Source organism: Bifidobacterium sp. LH_449, assembly GCF_056356755.1.
Map to the genome: position 1 here is coordinate 139326 of NZ_JBKEUV010000002.1, position 15336 is coordinate 154661.

Below are 15336 nucleotides of genomic sequence, written 5' to 3' on the forward strand. Positions count from 1 at the left end.
GCTATGAATTCCCGGCAGGAGTCAACATGGTGCGAGACGAGGCTTTTTATCAGGACGTGGTGGCGCGTCGCCTGTTGCTGCGTCCTTCCTGCCGCTTACGTAACATCAAAGGCTTCCGGCAGCTGCATGTGGCTGATTCCATTGCGGATACGGTCATCATCAACGGACATGGAACCGTGTATGAGATCAAATCCGACTTGGATACGTTCGACCGCCTTGGCAAACAGTTAGAGGATTACTACAAAGTGTTCTCCTATGTGAATGTTGTCATTCCGGAGGAAAAACTTACCTGCCTGCAACGCCGTCTCAACGATCTGAACGAGTTCGGCGAACATGTCGGCATTTATGTGCTGACCCGTCGCAATGCGCTGAGAAATGTTCGCAAACCACGCGAATACGACGGCATGCTGAGCGGCGCAGAATTGTTGAAGATGCTGCGCAAGCCTGAGTATTCCGCCATATTGAAATCCGAGTTCGGCAAGCTTCCGGACACCACTCCGGCGTTCTATTACGACGCATGCCGGAAATGGTTTCTCCGGATTCCGGTAGCGGAAGCACAGCAGAAGGTTATGCACGCTCTTAAGCAACGTAATACTTGGACGCGTGAAGAACTGGACCGTTTTCCTGCCGGGCAACGCGTCTCTCTGTACTTTGCGTACAATAGTGCACACAAGGTTCCGAAAGAGGGAGCAGTGCTTTCATCGGAATGATTAACGGGAGGTCGATGATGCCATATTATCCGTACTTGCGCGGTAGACAATACGAATTGTTGGCAGTCAGGGACCTGCTGGAATCCAATCGGCTGACATCAGAGGTTTGTCCCATCATCGAGCCGGTGAAAATGACTCCGCAGCTTCTTCAGCTTATCCAACTGTTTAAAGGCAGAGAGGGATATCAGCTGGGCGTGGTGCTCAACCCTGCGGTCGGTGATCTGACAGAATGCGTGGACTTGGATGCGCAACTGCACATATATTCCGATGTGGCCCAACCATCCTTTTCGGATGAAGAGCAGGGTGATATTCTTCCCGTTGTTCTTCTGAACAATGACGCGACCACTGTTGCACAGCGTGTCAATCAACATGACGACACCTTGCTCAAGGACAAAGGCATCGTTTTTATAACGGACAATGACCGTGCTCGAATCAAGCAACTGAGCAATCTTCCTTTCCATGCAATCGCGACATCCGGCAATGATCGAATCAGCAGGGATCTGGAACGTAATAAAGTCTCCGGTCTGCGCATATCATTCTCCGACCCCTTCATCAAACGTGAAAACAATGCGGCTTACTCGGATGAAGGCTGTCAGGACGAATTCTTCTCAGATGATCATCTGGCATTCATGGAGACGCCGGAAAACACTTTGGGATTTGGCGACTACTCAATCATCGGGGACAATTATAACGAGCATGGTGGCATGCCAAAAGCCGTAGCGATTCACATCGTCTACTTCGATGACGATTGGGCTCTACGAATTCATCATTTCGTTTCACGCGTCAGCAATGATTCGCATGAGACTCCTGCAAAATTCGTTGAAGCAGCGCAGCAATTACGCGATTGGTGGCATGGCTATGAATCGAAAATGGATTCCGCTTATACTCGCATGACATACGGTCTCGAAACGCTCATACGGTATGCGGAAGCCGAAGCATACCCAGGCTTGCCAACGATCAAGAAATTATCGATGATGCATCATCTCGAACTCATGGGATGGTTCCTCACAGAGAGGCCAGACCGATGAGCAACTGCTGCCAACACTGTTTTCAAGATCCGCATCTGCAGGGCGTCATTGCAATCTCCGGCGCCCATGGTGATTGCGATTTTTGCGGTGCCACTGACACAGGAATCTATGATCTGCAACAGCATGACGATATGCAACACTACATTGCACAAGTATGTTCGCTATATGCGCTTGATACAAATCCTTCTTCCGGGCAGCAACAACCCTATACGTTGCTGACAGCTTTGTGCGATACCTGGCAGTTGTTTAATCTTTCGCATCAGCAAAGCGAACGACTGCTGCAGACCATGTATGAAAGCGGCAGGAACGATATATTCGGAACCGATTTGCTCGCCATGCTGCATAAGCCGATCCAGCTCAAAACCGACGACGAGCAACCGGAGCAACCGAGCTGGGATAGTTTTACGGATCAGGTAAAGCATCATAATCGTTTCTTTCCCTCGATTATCGACTTTGAGCATATCGCTCAATACATCACTTATGTCCGTGACGGCTACGATAAAGGAACCATACTGACAAGAGCGCGTATCGCGCCCAACAGTAACGGCTTCCGACCGGAAGAAATGGGCGCGCCGCCATACGGGAAAGCCAGCGCAGGAAGAATCAATCCCGCCGGAATCAGTGAACTGTACACGACCATAGACACAGATAAAGCCAATGCCGACGATACCGCTGTGCATGAAATACGTGCCGGCATGCATGATTATGTATCATTCGGCAAATTCGAGCTCACACGCGACATCACCATCATCGATTTGACACGCATCTCCACAATCAGTCCATTTGACTTCGATTCAGACAGACTCATGGATCTCGCCATCTACAAAGACATACTCAACGACATGGCCAAAGATATCTCGAAACCTTTGCGGCGCAGTGACAGTCCTTTGGAATACGTGCCCTCACAGTATATTGCCGAATTCATCAAAAGCATCAAACCAGAAGACGGCGGACCCTATGATGGCGTGAAATACAACAGCACATTAAAGACCGGCGGCGTTAATCTGTGCCTGTTTGACCCGGAAGTGTGCCATTGTGTCGACGTATACACCAAGCAAGTAAGCGAGATTGCGTATTCCATGCGGGAATAGCGTCTGCCATCACAGCAGACAATGCCGGTAATATGCTTATTTCTCTACTAGGATGAACAATCATGACGGACGAAAACGAGAATTCCACGACGACGCAGACCGCACCAGCTCTCAGCGAGCTGGATAAGAAAATCACCGACGTGTTTTCCGGATACACGGTACGCAAAGATCTGGTCAGCGCCGTAAAAGGGAACGCGATGGTGCCGTCATATGTATTGGAATATCTATTAAGCAAATACGCCACTGTCACCGATCAGGCCAGCATTGAAACCGGCATTGAACGTGTCCGTAAAATCCTGACCGACAATTACGTGCATCGCGAGGAAGCGAATCTCATCCAATCACGCATCCGCGAACGCGGGCATTATCAGATCATCGACAAAGTGCAGGTCGCTCTCAATGAAAAGCTCGACCAGTACGAAGCATCGTTCGAAAATCTTGGCATCAGCCGCGTCATTGTTTCTCCGGCAATGGTGAAGGATAATCCGAAACTGCTCGTCACCGGCATTTGGTGCCAATGCAGCATGGTATACGCATATTCGGGCGACTCGAAGGAAGTGCCGTGGCGGCTGCAGCGTCTCGTACCGGTGCAAATGTCACACGACGACCGCGAAACTTATCTTGCGCTACGCCCGCAACTTACAGCGGAGGAGTGGATCGACCTGCTTATGCAGTCGATAGGTTTTAACCCATACCTGTTCGGAGAGCGAGCCAAGCTGCTGCACTTGGTCCGTATGATTCCGTTCGTCGAACGCAATTACAATCTGGTGGAATTGGGGCCGAAAGGCACCGGCAAATCACATATCTACTCGGAATTCTCGCCGCACGGCATACTGATATCCGGCGGCGAAGTGACCGCCGCAAAGCTGTTCGTCAACAACGCGAATCGTCAGATCGGCCTCGTCGGATTCTGGGATATCGTCGCATTCGATGAGTTCGCCGGCAAAGCGAAGAAAGCCGACCGTGCGCTCGTCGATATCATGAAGAACTACATGGCGAACAAGTCGTTCTCCCGCGGTACCAACATCATGCAAGCGGAGGCATCCATGGTTTTCGTCGGCAACACTTCGCACAACGTTCCGTACATGCTGAAGAATTCCGACCTGTTCGAAGAGCTTCCCGCACAGTACCATGATTCGGCGTTCCTGGACCGAATTCACTACTACGTTCCTGGTTGGGAATTTGAACAGATCCGTTCGGAAATGTTTACGCAAGGCTATGGCTTCGTCGTTGATTATCTGGCGGAGATTCTGCATAATCTGCGAGACATCGACTATAGCTCGCTGTACGAGAAATATTTCACGCTCTCTCCGACACTGTCCACGCGAGACAAGGACGGAATCCGGAAAACATTTTCCGGCCTGATGAAACTTATCTATCCGACAAGCGACGCCACCATGGATCAGATGGAGCCGCTGCTGCGCTGCGCCATCGAAGGGCGTAAACGTGTCAAAGACCAGCTTTGCCGCATCGATCAGACCATGGCGGAAGTCGACTTCTCCTACACGAAAGTCGGCACCGCAGAGCCCATTCATGTGGAGACCTTGGAGGAGATCGAATATCCGTCGCTGTACCGTCGTGGTACAGTAGGCGTGCAGGAAGAAACGTCTTTGGAGGAGACGGAACAGGCTGAACAGATTATTGCGCAATCTTCTTCCGAATCCGATGCCGCTACTGCTGAAGCGTCTGCCGCTCAGGATTCTGCATCTGCACCCGATGCTGCGGTACAAGAGAAGCAGAACGAGCAAATGCAGTCCGCAGATCCGTTGGAGCGATATGCCGCAAAAGCCAAAACCGGACGTAAAGAGATTCAAGAAGGACAACGCGGAGTCTCATATAATCAGCTGTTCGGCCCCTGGATTGCCGGAGCCACGCAAATCACCATTCAGGATCCGTATATCCGATTGCCATATCAGATTCGCAATCTCGCCGAATTCCTGGAAACTGTACTCAGCGTCACTCGCCGCACCGACGAAGTCAAAGTGCATCTCGTCACAGGGCAAAATGACGACGAACACATAAACGAACAAATCGACAATCTGAAGTTCCTACAGGAAAGCTATCTTCAGTTCGGTATCGCATTCACCTTCGAATTCGGCAACGGCACCATTCATGACAGGTTCATCAAAACCGACACCGGCTGGACCATCGACCTTGGCCGAGGCCTCGATATCTACCAGCCAATCGACATGAACTGGTTCAACCCGCTACTTCGCCAGCAAAGACTGCGCCACGTCAAAGCGGCCACCTTCAACTATTCGAAAAATGGATGATGGGTAAAAGCCGTTAAGTTAGCGATGAATATAGCATAATCGGCAATCTATCTTTATTGGGGAGCGAACTGTGGCAATGCCAACTTGGGATCAGACGATGTTTCCGATCATGAAGGAACTGTCTGATGGGGAAGTCAAAGATGCGGCGCAGCTTCGCTCCGTCGTGATCGACACCTTCAATATGACGACCGCCGAACAGAATGAAACGCTGAAAAGCGGGCAGACGCGTATTTTCAATCGCGTTGCCTGGGGCATCACCGATCTTCGCAAGGCACTGCTTATCGAAAATGGCAGCAAGCGCGGAACATATCGCATCACCGACGCGGGCAAAGCGTTCCTGCAGGCGCATGGCGAAGGTTTTCTGCTGAAGGAATTGGAAACCGTTCCCGCGTTCATCGAATGGAAGAAAAGCTATCAGAACAAAGACAAGAATCTTGTTTCTTCCAATGCGACCGATACTGCGAGTGCTTCCAAGAATTCGGCTGTAGCGTCCAATCTTGCCGTCGATGAAATCACGCCGGAAGATCAGATGGAGAAGGCCGCGGAACAATTGAACGCGGTGCTCGCCGCCGAACTGCTCGACCGCATCATGGCCAATGACCCGTATTTCTTCGAACGACTGGTGGTTCGCCTGGTGCTGAAGCTCGGCTATGGGGATCTGTCGAAAAGTTCGGCCGAAGTGACAAAGAAAAGCGGCGATGGCGGCATCGACGGCGTGGTCAGATTGGATAAGCTCGGCCTGGATTCCGTATATATTCAGGCGAAACGGTGGGGGAGAGACCATGCCGTCGGCGCGCCCGACATTCAAGGATTCGTCGGCGCACTGATCGGCAACGGGGCAAGCAAAGGCGTGTTCATCACCACCTCGCATTTCTCCAAGGACGCGCACCGGTATGTTGAGGAAAGCATGCGCGCCAGCAATGTCAGCGTCGTGCTCGTCGACGGCATCACATTGGCGAATCTCATGATCGAATACAACGTCGGCGTGAACGTCAAAACCGTCTACGAAGTCAAAGCAATCGACAGCGACTTCTTCGAAGGAGAGTAGGCCGTTATCATCTGTTCGTTCGTTGCAGCCATCACGCAGGCGTCAGACTAATGTTGCTACCAGCGGCGAAGCACAACCGAATGTGCGCAGGATTGCAGGCGCTACCAGGGGCAATACCAATGAAGCCAACAAAATAACGCCGACAATATTGCTGTGGAGAAAGTGGATATGACGAAGACGAATTATGATTCGACCATCTATGCCTGCTACTTGGGCTATATCACCCAGGCCATCGTCAACAATTTCGCGCCGCTGCTGTTCCTGACGTTTCAGCGCAGCTATGGCATCTCACTGGATCGGATCGCCCTTCTCGTGACCTTCAATTTCGGCGTCCAACTGTGCGTGGATTTTCTGGCGGCAAAATACATGGATCGGATCGGCTACCGGCGCTGCATTGTGGCGGCTCACCTGTTCGCAGCGGCGGGACTGGTCGGAATGGGCCTTTTGCCGGATATGCTGCCGAATCCATACGCGGGCCTTCCGATTGCCATCACCTGCTACGCCATTGGCGGCGGTCTGATAGAAGTGCTGGTCAGCCCCATCGTGGAAGCCTGCCCCACGGAACATAAGGAAGCGGCCATGAACCTGCTGCACTCCTTCTATTGCTGGGGTCATGTGTGCGTGGTCATCCTCTCCACACTGTACTTTGTGCTGATCGGCGTGGAATACTGGAAATATCTTGCATTCCTATGGGCGATCCTGCCGCTCGCCAATGCATTGCTTTTTTCAAAGGTCCCCATTCGCGTGCTCGTGGAGGAATCAGAAGGATTGTCCATCAGGCAGCTTCTGAAACAGGGGATCTTCTGGACGCTGGTCGTGCTCATGATGTGCGCCGGAGCTTCGGAGCAGGGGATGAGCCAATGGGCGTCCATCTTCGCGGAAGCGGGACTTCATGTTTCCAAAACGATGGGAGACCTGCTCGGACCGTGCATGTTTGCCACAATGATGGGCCTTGCACGAATCCTCGCCTCCAAACTCAGCAAACATGTCGACCTGAAAAAGTACATGGTGTCGTGCAGCATGCTGTGCATCGGAAGCTATCTGGCGGCGGGCCTGCTCCACAATCCGCTGCTGGCTTTGGCCGGATGCGGCATCTGCGGTTTCTCGGTAGGCGTCATGTGGCCGGGCACCTTCAGCCTTGCCGCGGCCTCCTGCCCGAGGGGAGGGACCACCATGTTTGCGCTGCTGGCGCTCGCCGGAGATTTGGGATGCGCTTCCGGGCCGGCCGTGGTCGGAATGGTTTCCGACCATTTGGGCAATGACCTGAAGCCGGGAATCCTCGCAGCCACCGTATTCCCGGTATTCATGATCGTTGGAGTCATGGTTGTTCTGGCCGGGGCCAGGAAGAATCAATGAGAGAAGGCAAAGTAAAGCGGGCGAATAGGCTTCGACTGGGATCTTGCGCACATCCATCCGCGCACCACCCATATTTCCCGTATCTGAGAAGCAGTCCAATTACCCGACGGATCAAACGTCACCTGTCCATCTACGCCACGACTAGGTTTTCGGATACCAGCGAACCTGTTTATAGCATCAATCATGCCGATTATCTGCCTTCAACACCCAACTCGCTCATTCAGTGGGCACTTTTTGCGTTCAGTGGGCAACTCATTTGGAAACCCCGACAAACACGCATAAGGAAATACAAGGAATTTCAAGCCAATGTTTCAGGAGACGTCTCAATTTGACTGCCCACTGAACGCAAAAAGTGCCCACTGAAAATGAAATATTGAGGCAAAGAGGGAATTAGACCCGAAATCCTGTGCAGGTTCGGCTGCGCTCATCCACAATTTCTCTATCCGAGCAACATTCAAGCCTTTACTGAAAACTCCAGAATTCGGCATGACGCTACATCGCCATTCTTGCATATAAAGTCCACAAAAACTCGGCTTCACATGATTTGACTTGAAGTGAACTTCAACTTGTAAGGTGCCAAATGCATCACTGAAACGCCAAGAAAGAAGGGCACATAGTCAATGGAATATGAAGAGGGATACGTCTACAAACTCATGGACCAAGGTGGCCCCACCGATGTGAGGGAGCCGTATTTCACGGAAGCCGTGAACGAGATGATGCGCGCCCGGACCCTGTGCGCGAAGGCCAATGCCACAATGCCGGACGATCCGTCATATATATACAATATCTGGAGGAGCTCTTCGGCAGAAAACTCGATGACGTCCGCATTCTGACGCCGTTCATCTGCGATTTCGGCAATCGTGTCACGTTCGGGAAGAACGTGTTCATCAATCATTCAGCCATCCTGTCGGCATCCGGCGGCATCGAATTCGAGGACGGCGTCATGGTCGCCCCGGGAGTGCGCATCGCCAGCATCAACCATGACATGAACGAACGTCATGCGGTGTACACATATGGAAAAGTCCTGATCAAGAGGAACGCATGGATCGGCATGAACGTAACGATCTGCCCGGGCGTCACCATCGGCGAATACGCCGTCGTCGGAGCCGGAGCCGTCGTCACGAAGGATGTTCCCGATTATGCGGTGGTCGCCGGCGTCCCCGCGAAGGTTCTTCGCTATCAGAATCCCGAAGAGCAAAAGGAACTGTAAAACAAAACGACGGAACGTCGAAATCACGACAATATGCGATCAGATGATATGGAGGAAAATATGAGTGTTCCGACTCTGCTCGGTGAAACCTATACGCTGCACAATGGCGTGGCCATTCCGAAGATCGGCCTGGGCACATGGTGCATCGCGGACGACCATACCGCACAAGCCGTGCGTGATGCCGTGGAAGTCGGCTATCGTCATATCGATACGGCGCAGGCGTATGAAAACGAACATGGGGTGGGCGAGGGGATCCGTACTTGCGGCATCCCGCGCCAGGAGCTTTTCATCACCACCAAGTTGGCGGCGGAAATCAAAACCTATGCCGAAGCGGTCAAGGCGATCGACGGCTCGTTGGAAAAGCTTGGCCTTGATTACATCGACATGATGCTCATCCACAGCCCGCAGCCTTGGGTGAATTTCCGCGAGAATCCGCGCAGCTTCGACGAAGGCAACCGAGAAGCGTGGCGGGCGATGGAGGACGCCTACACAGCCGGCAAGATCAAAGCCATCGGCGTTTCCAATTTCGAAAAGGAGGACATGGAGAACATCCTTGCTTCCTGCACGGTGAAGCCCATGGCGAACCAGCTGCTGGCCCACATCAGCAATACGCCGCAGGACCTGATCGCATACAATCAGGAAAACGGCATTCTGGTGGAGGCGTATTCTCCGATCGGACATGGCGAAGCGTTGAAGAATCCGACCATTCAGACGATGGCCGCAAAATACGATGTTTCCGCGGCTCAGCTTTGCATTCGCTACACCCTGCAGCTCGGACTGCTGCCGCTGCCGAAGACGGAGAGCAAGACGCATATGCTGGACAACGCGAATGTCGACTTCACGATTTCCGACGACGATATGCAGGTATTGAAGAACATCGAGCATATCAAGGACTACGGCGAATTCGGAGGATTCCCCGTCTACGGCGGCAAGCTGTGAGTCCGCGTCAACGCTGATTACAGATACAGCAAAACCGGCCCGAGCTGAACGTTGCAAAGTCGGCGCGGGCCGGTTTTGTGTTGTTATGCCCGTCGTCCCCATCCATCGTTGCTTCGATAAAATTGCCACCCTAGCGTGCTTCAGTGAGAGACATCGGCGGCTTTCAACATCGTCAATTGTAGCGAACGCGTCACTTTTCGCAAAAATATAGAACACTCCGTACGTCTGGCATCCAAAACCGAATATGGGATATTGTCTGAAAATTGTGCGATTCGGACATCATCCCATCTCTTTCCTTCAATACTGTTTCTCAATCACCCTGCTGACGATAATCAAAATAATCGGCTGCAAAGCGACGACCGCTCCTGCAATGATTGCCGGAACCATATAATCAAGAGCGATGAATACAACCGTCATAAGACCCAGTAATACCGTGTTACATATATTCGTAATATTTCCGACCTTTTCCTTAATCAATATATTGCGTTCGTCCATTACGTTGACCCGATAATCTGCATCGTTCTTCATTAATCGACTGTGCAAAAGTTCCACATGCGAAACACCAAAAACGGCACTGCACAAGACCGCTAATCCCAAATCCACAGTTTTAGGAAAATCCGTAAAGAAAATAATTACAACTATAGCGACGGATAGGATATAGCCGACATACCAAATCGTGTTTCTATTTCCCATCTTCAGACTCCTCCTCGTATATGAAAATTTCTTCAATGCTCATTTGAAAATACTTCGCAATTTTAAAAGCCAATATGATTGATGGGTTGTAACGCCCATTTTCCAAAGAGCCTATTGTTTGACGAGATACGTTAAGAGCTGCAGCCAGATCCTCCTGCTTGACACCCCTTTCTTTTCGCAATTCTTCTAAGAGATTCTTCACGACACACTCCTCAATCGTATGGAAAGCATACTTTCCATTTCTGTTTTTATGCTATCAATGGCGACGCAAAATGACAAGCAAGCTTTCCAATTTCGATGTGCGTCTCTCCGCGAACCCTGCATGACGCCCTATATCACCAGCTCGCCAATACTCTGAATCGCAGTAATACCGAATGGGGGAGATGCTGCATTATCGTCGGTCTTATCGATATTCGCTTCGACCACACAGGAAGGCCACACCGTCATACGAAAACCAAGCCCACGTATCGCCGCCGCATTGTTGGCTGGAGTATTGGCACTGGCCGGATGCGCCGGCAACGATTCAAATAATGGAGGGGAAGATATGAATACCGCCACTTATTCGCATATCGACATGGACCAGGCCGTCGAAATGATGCTGGAGGAATCCGACGAGATCATTCTCGACGTGCGCACGGTCGAGGAATACGAGGACGGGCATATTCCGGGCGCCATCAACGTTCCGAACGAATCCATCGGCACGACCGCGCCCGAGGAGCTGCCGGATAGGGATCAGCTGATCCTCGTCTACTGCCGTAGCGGCAATCGCAGCCGCCAGGCCGCGGAAAAGCTGGCAGGCATCGGCTACACCGACATCGTGGAGATCGGCGGCATCATCGACTGGACCGGCGACGTCGTCACCGGAGCCGACCCGCAGTAGTCGTCACCGAAACCGTAGCGGAGGCGGTTCAGACGAAGACCATTAGCGTGAGGCGCGCGACGTCTTACGCGTTATCCTTCGGGAGCAGTCAGCGATTCCATGCCGGCTTTCTCCAATCGCAGCAGTTGCAGCTTACGCTCAAGGCCGCCGGCGTATCCCGTCAGATCGCCGTTTGCACCGACGACGCGATGACAGGGGATGATGATCGAAATCCTGTTGCGTCCGACCGCGCCGCCCACGGCCTGCGCGGACATGTGCGGCACACCGCGCAGGTCGGCGATGCGCCGCGCGATCTGACCGTACGTCATGGTCGCGCCGTATGGGATCGTACGAAGGATTCCCCACACGTCATTCTGGAACGAGGTGCCGGTAAGATGCAGCGGTGGCGTGAATTGCGACTCCCGCCCGGAAAAATATGTGTCGAACCATTGTTTCGCCTGCATGAAAACAGGGATTGCGGTTTTCTCGGCATCCTCAGTGACGACATTCAAAACGCCTGCATCATCGGCGTTCAAAAATCCAACGTCTTGGATGTCGTCGCCCAAACGAGCGGCATAGTATTTCTGCCCTTCGAACCATGCTCCGGTCAATCCGATGCCGTCCGCGGACAGAAGCATGTCGCCCAACGGGCAACGATAATGGCTGACATATTGCATGCGCAATCTCCCATATCAATTTGGCGACATCTTGAAATGCATATTTCGGACACCATCATACTGCCGACGCGCATACCATGTAATCATGAATGACCAGGCATGGATCGACGCGACGATGGAGCGTCTGTCGCACTCCGCGTTCCGCTCCAGATTCGGACTCAGCGACAAGGATCGCGCCTACGCCCGCGCGAAAGGCAAGGAGACGGTCGCGCGGCACGCTCACGAAATGCTGCGCAACCGCGTGGGCGCCGCCGAACCGTTGCATGACGGCAAGCAGACGCCGTGGCGCGGACATCCCGTGTTCACCGCGCAGCATGAGACGGCGACCTGCTGCCGGGGCTGCATCGAAAAGTGGCATCACATTCCGAAAGGACGCGCCTTGAGCGACGAGGAGATCGATCGCCTCGCCGCTCTGATCATGGCATGGATCGAACGGGACCTGCTGCGGCATATGCCTCAGCAGAAAAACAAGTAAATAGCAATGAAGGCATTCCCCGCACCGGCGAAAATAGCGACAATCTCCAGGATTCATTGCTTTCAAAAGGCAAAGCATTCATACTGCCCGCTTATACGCATTCACAAATGTTTAATCCAATTGAAGCGATTCGCCTTAACTCGCTGTCCAACGATAACTTATGCACGCTTTTGGTATATACCAATCGTGTCGCTATGTTAAAATGGTAATGCGATATTCCAAAGATGCAAAGTTGCATCAGATGATGACTCTCCCTTCGGGTTATAAAAGCAACACGACCTTACGGAGTGAGACGAATCCCCAAGTCGAACGAGTAATCGCTTGACGGAACTTCCCCTATTCGTATACAACGTTTGGTGAACAATGCAACAATACAAAAAATCAGGCAATAACATTTTCCAATCCATAGCAGCAGTTGCGTCCGCCATGGCATGCATACTAGCATTTCAAGCTGCGATGCCGTTGACGGCCCAAGCTGAAACTCAAGAAGGATATCCAGACCCTGATGAGGTCGGCTTTCATAACGCCGCGCTCATTTATCTCGATGACGCCATACCGACAGAGGACGCCCTGAAACCGCTCGTCACACGGACAAGCACAGACGGTTCAAGCCAGGGCAATCGCATGTTCGACGCATTTCTTATGCTGCAATTTTGGGTAGATGGCATCCAAACTGACTACGGCGCGACGACCAAAGACCATTGGCTGAAAATTCTAGACAACTTATTCGCCATAGACGGACCGCTAGATGCTTTGGAAAATACCACCTTGAAATTGCTTGGCAATACATCCGACAAAAACTCTGCAATCATCATGATGCCTTGGATGAACCCTGAAGTGTCGTCGTTCGGAGTAGTGAACGGAAAAGATCGCAACCTGTCCAATGCAGAGGACCGGCAGGCCGTGGCTCAATGGTATGCCGAGGAGGTGTCTTCACGTTTCGAGCAAAAGCAATATCAAGGTATCGACTTATGGGGTTTATACCGCATGAGGGAAGACATCACACCGTTTGAAGAGCATCTCGTATCCTCGGATTCTCGGGGTGTGCACGAGGCCGGCTTGAAGTACCTATACATCCCTTACTACTTGGCGAACCACTGGGATAAGTGGAAGGCAGACGGTTTCGATGTTGCAATCATGCAACCCTCATATGCATTCCGATCACCACTTGATGGCGGCGAGGTCAATGCATCGAGACTGGAAGCCACGGCTGAACTTGCGCGTAAATACGGACTGGGCGTGGAGCTGGAATTCCGTGGATGTGCGGAACTGTCAGCCGAACAACACATGGCCAAGCAATATCTCTCCATTGGCACTTCCAGCGGCTACCAACATAGTGTTTCTGCAACGTTCCTAGGCGCGGGTTTTGGAACATGTGGTATTGTCACAAGCCAAGATTCCAAGCAACGCCAAGTGTACGACGATTTGGCCGATTACTTGAACGGTCAATCGATAAAGAGCCCCGATCGGCTGTTCTCATGGCGCCGAACCGACACGGATTCTGAAACACTATTCGAAACTTCATTGGATTCGTTCGCCGAAATCAACGCATTGCGCGTAGATTTTTCCGAATCGTCTGGAACATGGATCGGAAAGATTATCGTTACGGTCCGCGGCAAAGAAAGCCGATGGCGCCAAGTGGCATGGGCTGACCGTGTTACAGCTGATGCGCTCGGCTATGCGGTGGATGGCATTATGTTGAACCTTGACAAGGACCAGCTTCCCGACAGCGCGGGAGATTTGCGCGTCACATTGCTCACCTCACAAGACAGTCCGGTTCATGCTCCTGACATAATTCGCATTGTGGGTGACAATGGAATGGATCCGGTCACGCATAATCCTCTTGCCGGTTCACTCGTCGTTGTCGAAACCCCGACATCCGATGCAGGAAATTATCCGGATAGCGCAGAAGGCAAACTAAACGATGGCGTGATTTCAAATTCCGGATGGAACTCCGGCGTAACGCTTGGCTGGGAGTCCAATCCCGGATGGACCGCCGTCGTACTCGATTTTGGCAATGAAACAGACATCGGAGGAATACGAATCCACACCCAGGGCGGCACCGATGCGGCAGTTAACTGGCCTTTAAATCCCAAAGTCATATTTTCCAATACCCGCATAATGGACACAGCTGGTTCCGGAATCATGCCCGAATTCGAAGCCAGAGGATTCAGCGAGCCAACAATAACAGGCAGCCATGCGTCCGGTCTGACAAATTCATTACCGATAGTTGACGGCATCTCCTGCAAAACAGGAAACGAAGTCATGTGCACAAATCAGGATGGGTACATCGACATGCTAGGCTCTCCCACAAAAGCGAGATACGCAGTAATCGCTTCTTCGACGAATTCGTGGCTAATGCTATCGGAAATTGAAGTGTTCGACAACAGCGGGAACCCGATTGCATACACCTACGAACTGGCTCGCCCTACCGGCGGATTGAATAATTACGCCGACGACGGACACAGGTTGTTGGATGGCCGGTACGCAGATGCTTTTGCTTGGAAGGAACTCAGTGGTTGGACAGGCGACCAAGACGTATCTATTCGATTTGATTTCGCCTCACCGTTGGACATAACCGCCTTACGGTTATACGGCATAGATTGCATGGATTATGGCATCGGCATAATCCCTGAGATAACCGCTGAAATAAAAACTGGCAACGGTTGGATACCCATATCACAATTCAATTATGCCTCATTCGGATCGCATGGCGTACAATATTCAGCTTTTGCCGAAGCCAACCAGGCATCAGCACTTCGAATCCGCATCTCAGGTGATTCGAATCGAGGGTGGGCATGGAATATGCTATCCGAAGTGGCTGTGAGTGTGAGAGGCTAAGATTACGACACGCCAAATGGTTGTTCTCATCGATGCCATTGAGGGAACAACCATTCCCGATAAATTACGTCATTGTTTGCCGACACTGAAATATCTGCTTAATAGATACGACGATGCGCACTCCAGAGTTCAACCT

General features: G+C 51.9%; 15 protein-coding genes. 11 read left to right on the forward strand and 4 right to left on the reverse strand.

Annotated features, from left to right (window positions below):
• The first annotated feature begins 26 nt into the window (after positions 1-26).
• From AC1AX7_RS02345 to AC1AX7_RS02370, 6 genes are all read left to right on the forward strand, one after another.
• A complete protein-coding gene (locus AC1AX7_RS02345) occupies positions 27-710 on the forward strand; it encodes a sce7726 family protein (RefSeq protein ID WP_476508507.1) in 684 nt (227 codons plus the stop codon).
• A 14-nt stretch (positions 711-724) separates the two neighbouring features.
• Complete coding sequence (locus tag AC1AX7_RS02350; protein WP_476508508.1) at positions 725-1738, forward strand: sce7725 family protein; 1014 nt, start codon at positions 725-727, stop codon at positions 1736-1738.
• Positions 1735-2829 (forward strand): RES family NAD+ phosphorylase, encoded by a 1095-nt coding sequence (locus AC1AX7_RS02355; RefSeq protein ID WP_476508509.1) that lies wholly within the window; start codon positions 1735-1737, stop codon positions 2827-2829. Before AC1AX7_RS02350 ends, AC1AX7_RS02355 begins: the two co-directional genes overlap by 4 nt.
• A gap of 62 nt (positions 2830-2891) precedes the next feature.
• Complete coding sequence (brxL, locus tag AC1AX7_RS02360) at positions 2892-5102, forward strand: BREX system Lon protease-like protein BrxL (RefSeq protein WP_476508510.1); 2211 nt, start codon at positions 2892-2894, stop codon at positions 5100-5102.
• Positions 5103-5178: 76 nt separating this feature from the next.
• Positions 5179-6150: a restriction endonuclease gene (locus AC1AX7_RS02365; RefSeq protein ID WP_476508678.1), complete on the forward strand. Its 972-nt coding sequence runs from the start codon at positions 5179-5181 to the stop codon at positions 6148-6150.
• 168 nt (positions 6151-6318) lie between these two features.
• Positions 6319-7506: an MFS transporter gene (locus tag AC1AX7_RS02370; RefSeq protein ID WP_476508511.1), complete on the forward strand. Its 1188-nt coding sequence runs from the start codon at positions 6319-6321 to the stop codon at positions 7504-7506.
• Positions 7507-8149: 643 nt separating this feature from the next.
• Here AC1AX7_RS02370 and AC1AX7_RS02375 read toward each other — a convergent pair.
• A complete protein-coding gene (locus AC1AX7_RS02375; RefSeq protein ID WP_476508512.1) occupies positions 8150-8401 on the reverse strand; it encodes a hypothetical protein in 252 nt (83 codons plus the stop codon).
• On the opposite strand from AC1AX7_RS02375, the gene AC1AX7_RS02380 reads away from it, so the two are divergent.
• Positions 8387-8716: an acyltransferase gene (locus AC1AX7_RS02380; protein ID WP_476508513.1), complete on the forward strand. Its 330-nt coding sequence runs from the start codon at positions 8387-8389 to the stop codon at positions 8714-8716. The genes AC1AX7_RS02375 and AC1AX7_RS02380 overlap by 15 nt on opposite strands.
• A 60-nt stretch (positions 8717-8776) precedes the next feature.
• The gene (locus AC1AX7_RS02385) at positions 8777-9655 is read left to right on the forward strand and encodes an aldo/keto reductase (protein WP_476508514.1); all 879 of its coding nucleotides are present in this window, start codon (positions 8777-8779) and stop codon (positions 9653-9655) included.
• Positions 9656-9952: 297 nt separating this feature from the next.
• On the opposite strand, the gene AC1AX7_RS02390 is transcribed toward AC1AX7_RS02385, so the two are convergent.
• The gene (locus AC1AX7_RS02390) at positions 9953-10348 is read right to left on the reverse strand and encodes a hypothetical protein (protein WP_476508515.1); all 396 of its coding nucleotides are present in this window, start codon (positions 10346-10348) and stop codon (positions 9953-9955) included.
• Positions 10338-10550 (reverse strand): helix-turn-helix transcriptional regulator, encoded by a 213-nt coding sequence (locus AC1AX7_RS02395; RefSeq protein WP_476508516.1) that lies wholly within the window; start codon positions 10548-10550, stop codon positions 10338-10340. Before AC1AX7_RS02395 ends, AC1AX7_RS02390 begins: the two co-directional genes overlap by 11 nt.
• Before the next feature lie 342 nt (positions 10551-10892).
• Here AC1AX7_RS02395 and AC1AX7_RS02400 point away from each other — a divergent pair, with 342 nt between their 5' ends.
• Entirely contained in the window at positions 10893-11228 is a 336-nt protein-coding gene (locus AC1AX7_RS02400; protein WP_476508517.1) for a rhodanese-like domain-containing protein, read from the forward strand.
• A 71-nt stretch (positions 11229-11299) separates the two neighbouring features.
• Here the strand turns inward: AC1AX7_RS02400 and AC1AX7_RS02405 are convergent, their stop codons facing one another.
• Positions 11300-11884: a methylated-DNA--[protein]-cysteine S-methyltransferase gene (locus tag AC1AX7_RS02405; RefSeq protein ID WP_476508518.1), complete on the reverse strand. Its 585-nt coding sequence runs from the start codon at positions 11882-11884 to the stop codon at positions 11300-11302.
• A gap of 85 nt (positions 11885-11969) precedes the next feature.
• Between AC1AX7_RS02405 and AC1AX7_RS02410 the strand changes: the two genes are divergently transcribed.
• Both AC1AX7_RS02410 and AC1AX7_RS02415 read left to right on the forward strand, forming a co-directional pair.
• Entirely contained in the window at positions 11970-12359 is a 390-nt protein-coding gene (locus AC1AX7_RS02410; protein ID WP_476508519.1) for a DUF4186 domain-containing protein, read from the forward strand.
• 363 nt (positions 12360-12722) lie between these two features.
• Positions 12723-15200 carry a DUF4855 domain-containing protein gene (locus AC1AX7_RS02415; protein WP_476508520.1) on the forward strand — a complete coding sequence of 826 codons (2478 nt, stop codon included), beginning with the start codon at positions 12723-12725 and terminating at the stop codon, positions 15198-15200.
• Positions 15201-15336 lie beyond the last annotated feature (136 nt).

Bases quoted from the DNA above. Each gene is read 5' to 3' on its own strand.
- AC1AX7_RS02345 (WP_476508507.1), top strand. From the start codon at position 27: ATGGTGCGAGACGAGGCTTTTTATCAGGACGTGGTGGCGCGTCGCCTG.
- AC1AX7_RS02350 (WP_476508508.1), top strand. From the start codon at position 725: ATGATGCCATATTATCCGTACTTGCGCGGTAGACAATACGAATTGTTG.
- AC1AX7_RS02355 (WP_476508509.1), top strand. From the start codon at position 1,735: ATGAGCAACTGCTGCCAACACTGTTTTCAAGATCCGCATCTGCAGGGC.
- brxL (WP_476508510.1), top strand. From the start codon at position 2,892: ATGACGGACGAAAACGAGAATTCCACGACGACGCAGACCGCACCAGCT.
- AC1AX7_RS02365 (WP_476508678.1), top strand. From the start codon at position 5,179: ATGCCAACTTGGGATCAGACGATGTTTCCGATCATGAAGGAACTGTCT.
- AC1AX7_RS02370 (WP_476508511.1), top strand. From the start codon at position 6,319: ATGACGAAGACGAATTATGATTCGACCATCTATGCCTGCTACTTGGGC.
- AC1AX7_RS02375 (WP_476508512.1), bottom strand. From the start codon at position 8,401: ATGATTGATGAACACGTTCTTCCCGAACGTGACACGATTGCCGAAATC.
- AC1AX7_RS02385 (WP_476508514.1), top strand. From the start codon at position 8,777: ATGAGTGTTCCGACTCTGCTCGGTGAAACCTATACGCTGCACAATGGC.
- AC1AX7_RS02390 (WP_476508515.1), bottom strand. From the start codon at position 10,348: ATGGGAAATAGAAACACGATTTGGTATGTCGGCTATATCCTATCCGTC.
- AC1AX7_RS02400 (WP_476508517.1), top strand. From the start codon at position 10,893: ATGAATACCGCCACTTATTCGCATATCGACATGGACCAGGCCGTCGAA.
- AC1AX7_RS02405 (WP_476508518.1), bottom strand. From the start codon at position 11,884: ATGCAATATGTCAGCCATTATCGTTGCCCGTTGGGCGACATGCTTCTG.
- AC1AX7_RS02410 (WP_476508519.1), top strand. From the start codon at position 11,970: ATGAATGACCAGGCATGGATCGACGCGACGATGGAGCGTCTGTCGCAC.
- AC1AX7_RS02415 (WP_476508520.1), top strand. From the start codon at position 12,723: ATGCAACAATACAAAAAATCAGGCAATAACATTTTCCAATCCATAGCA.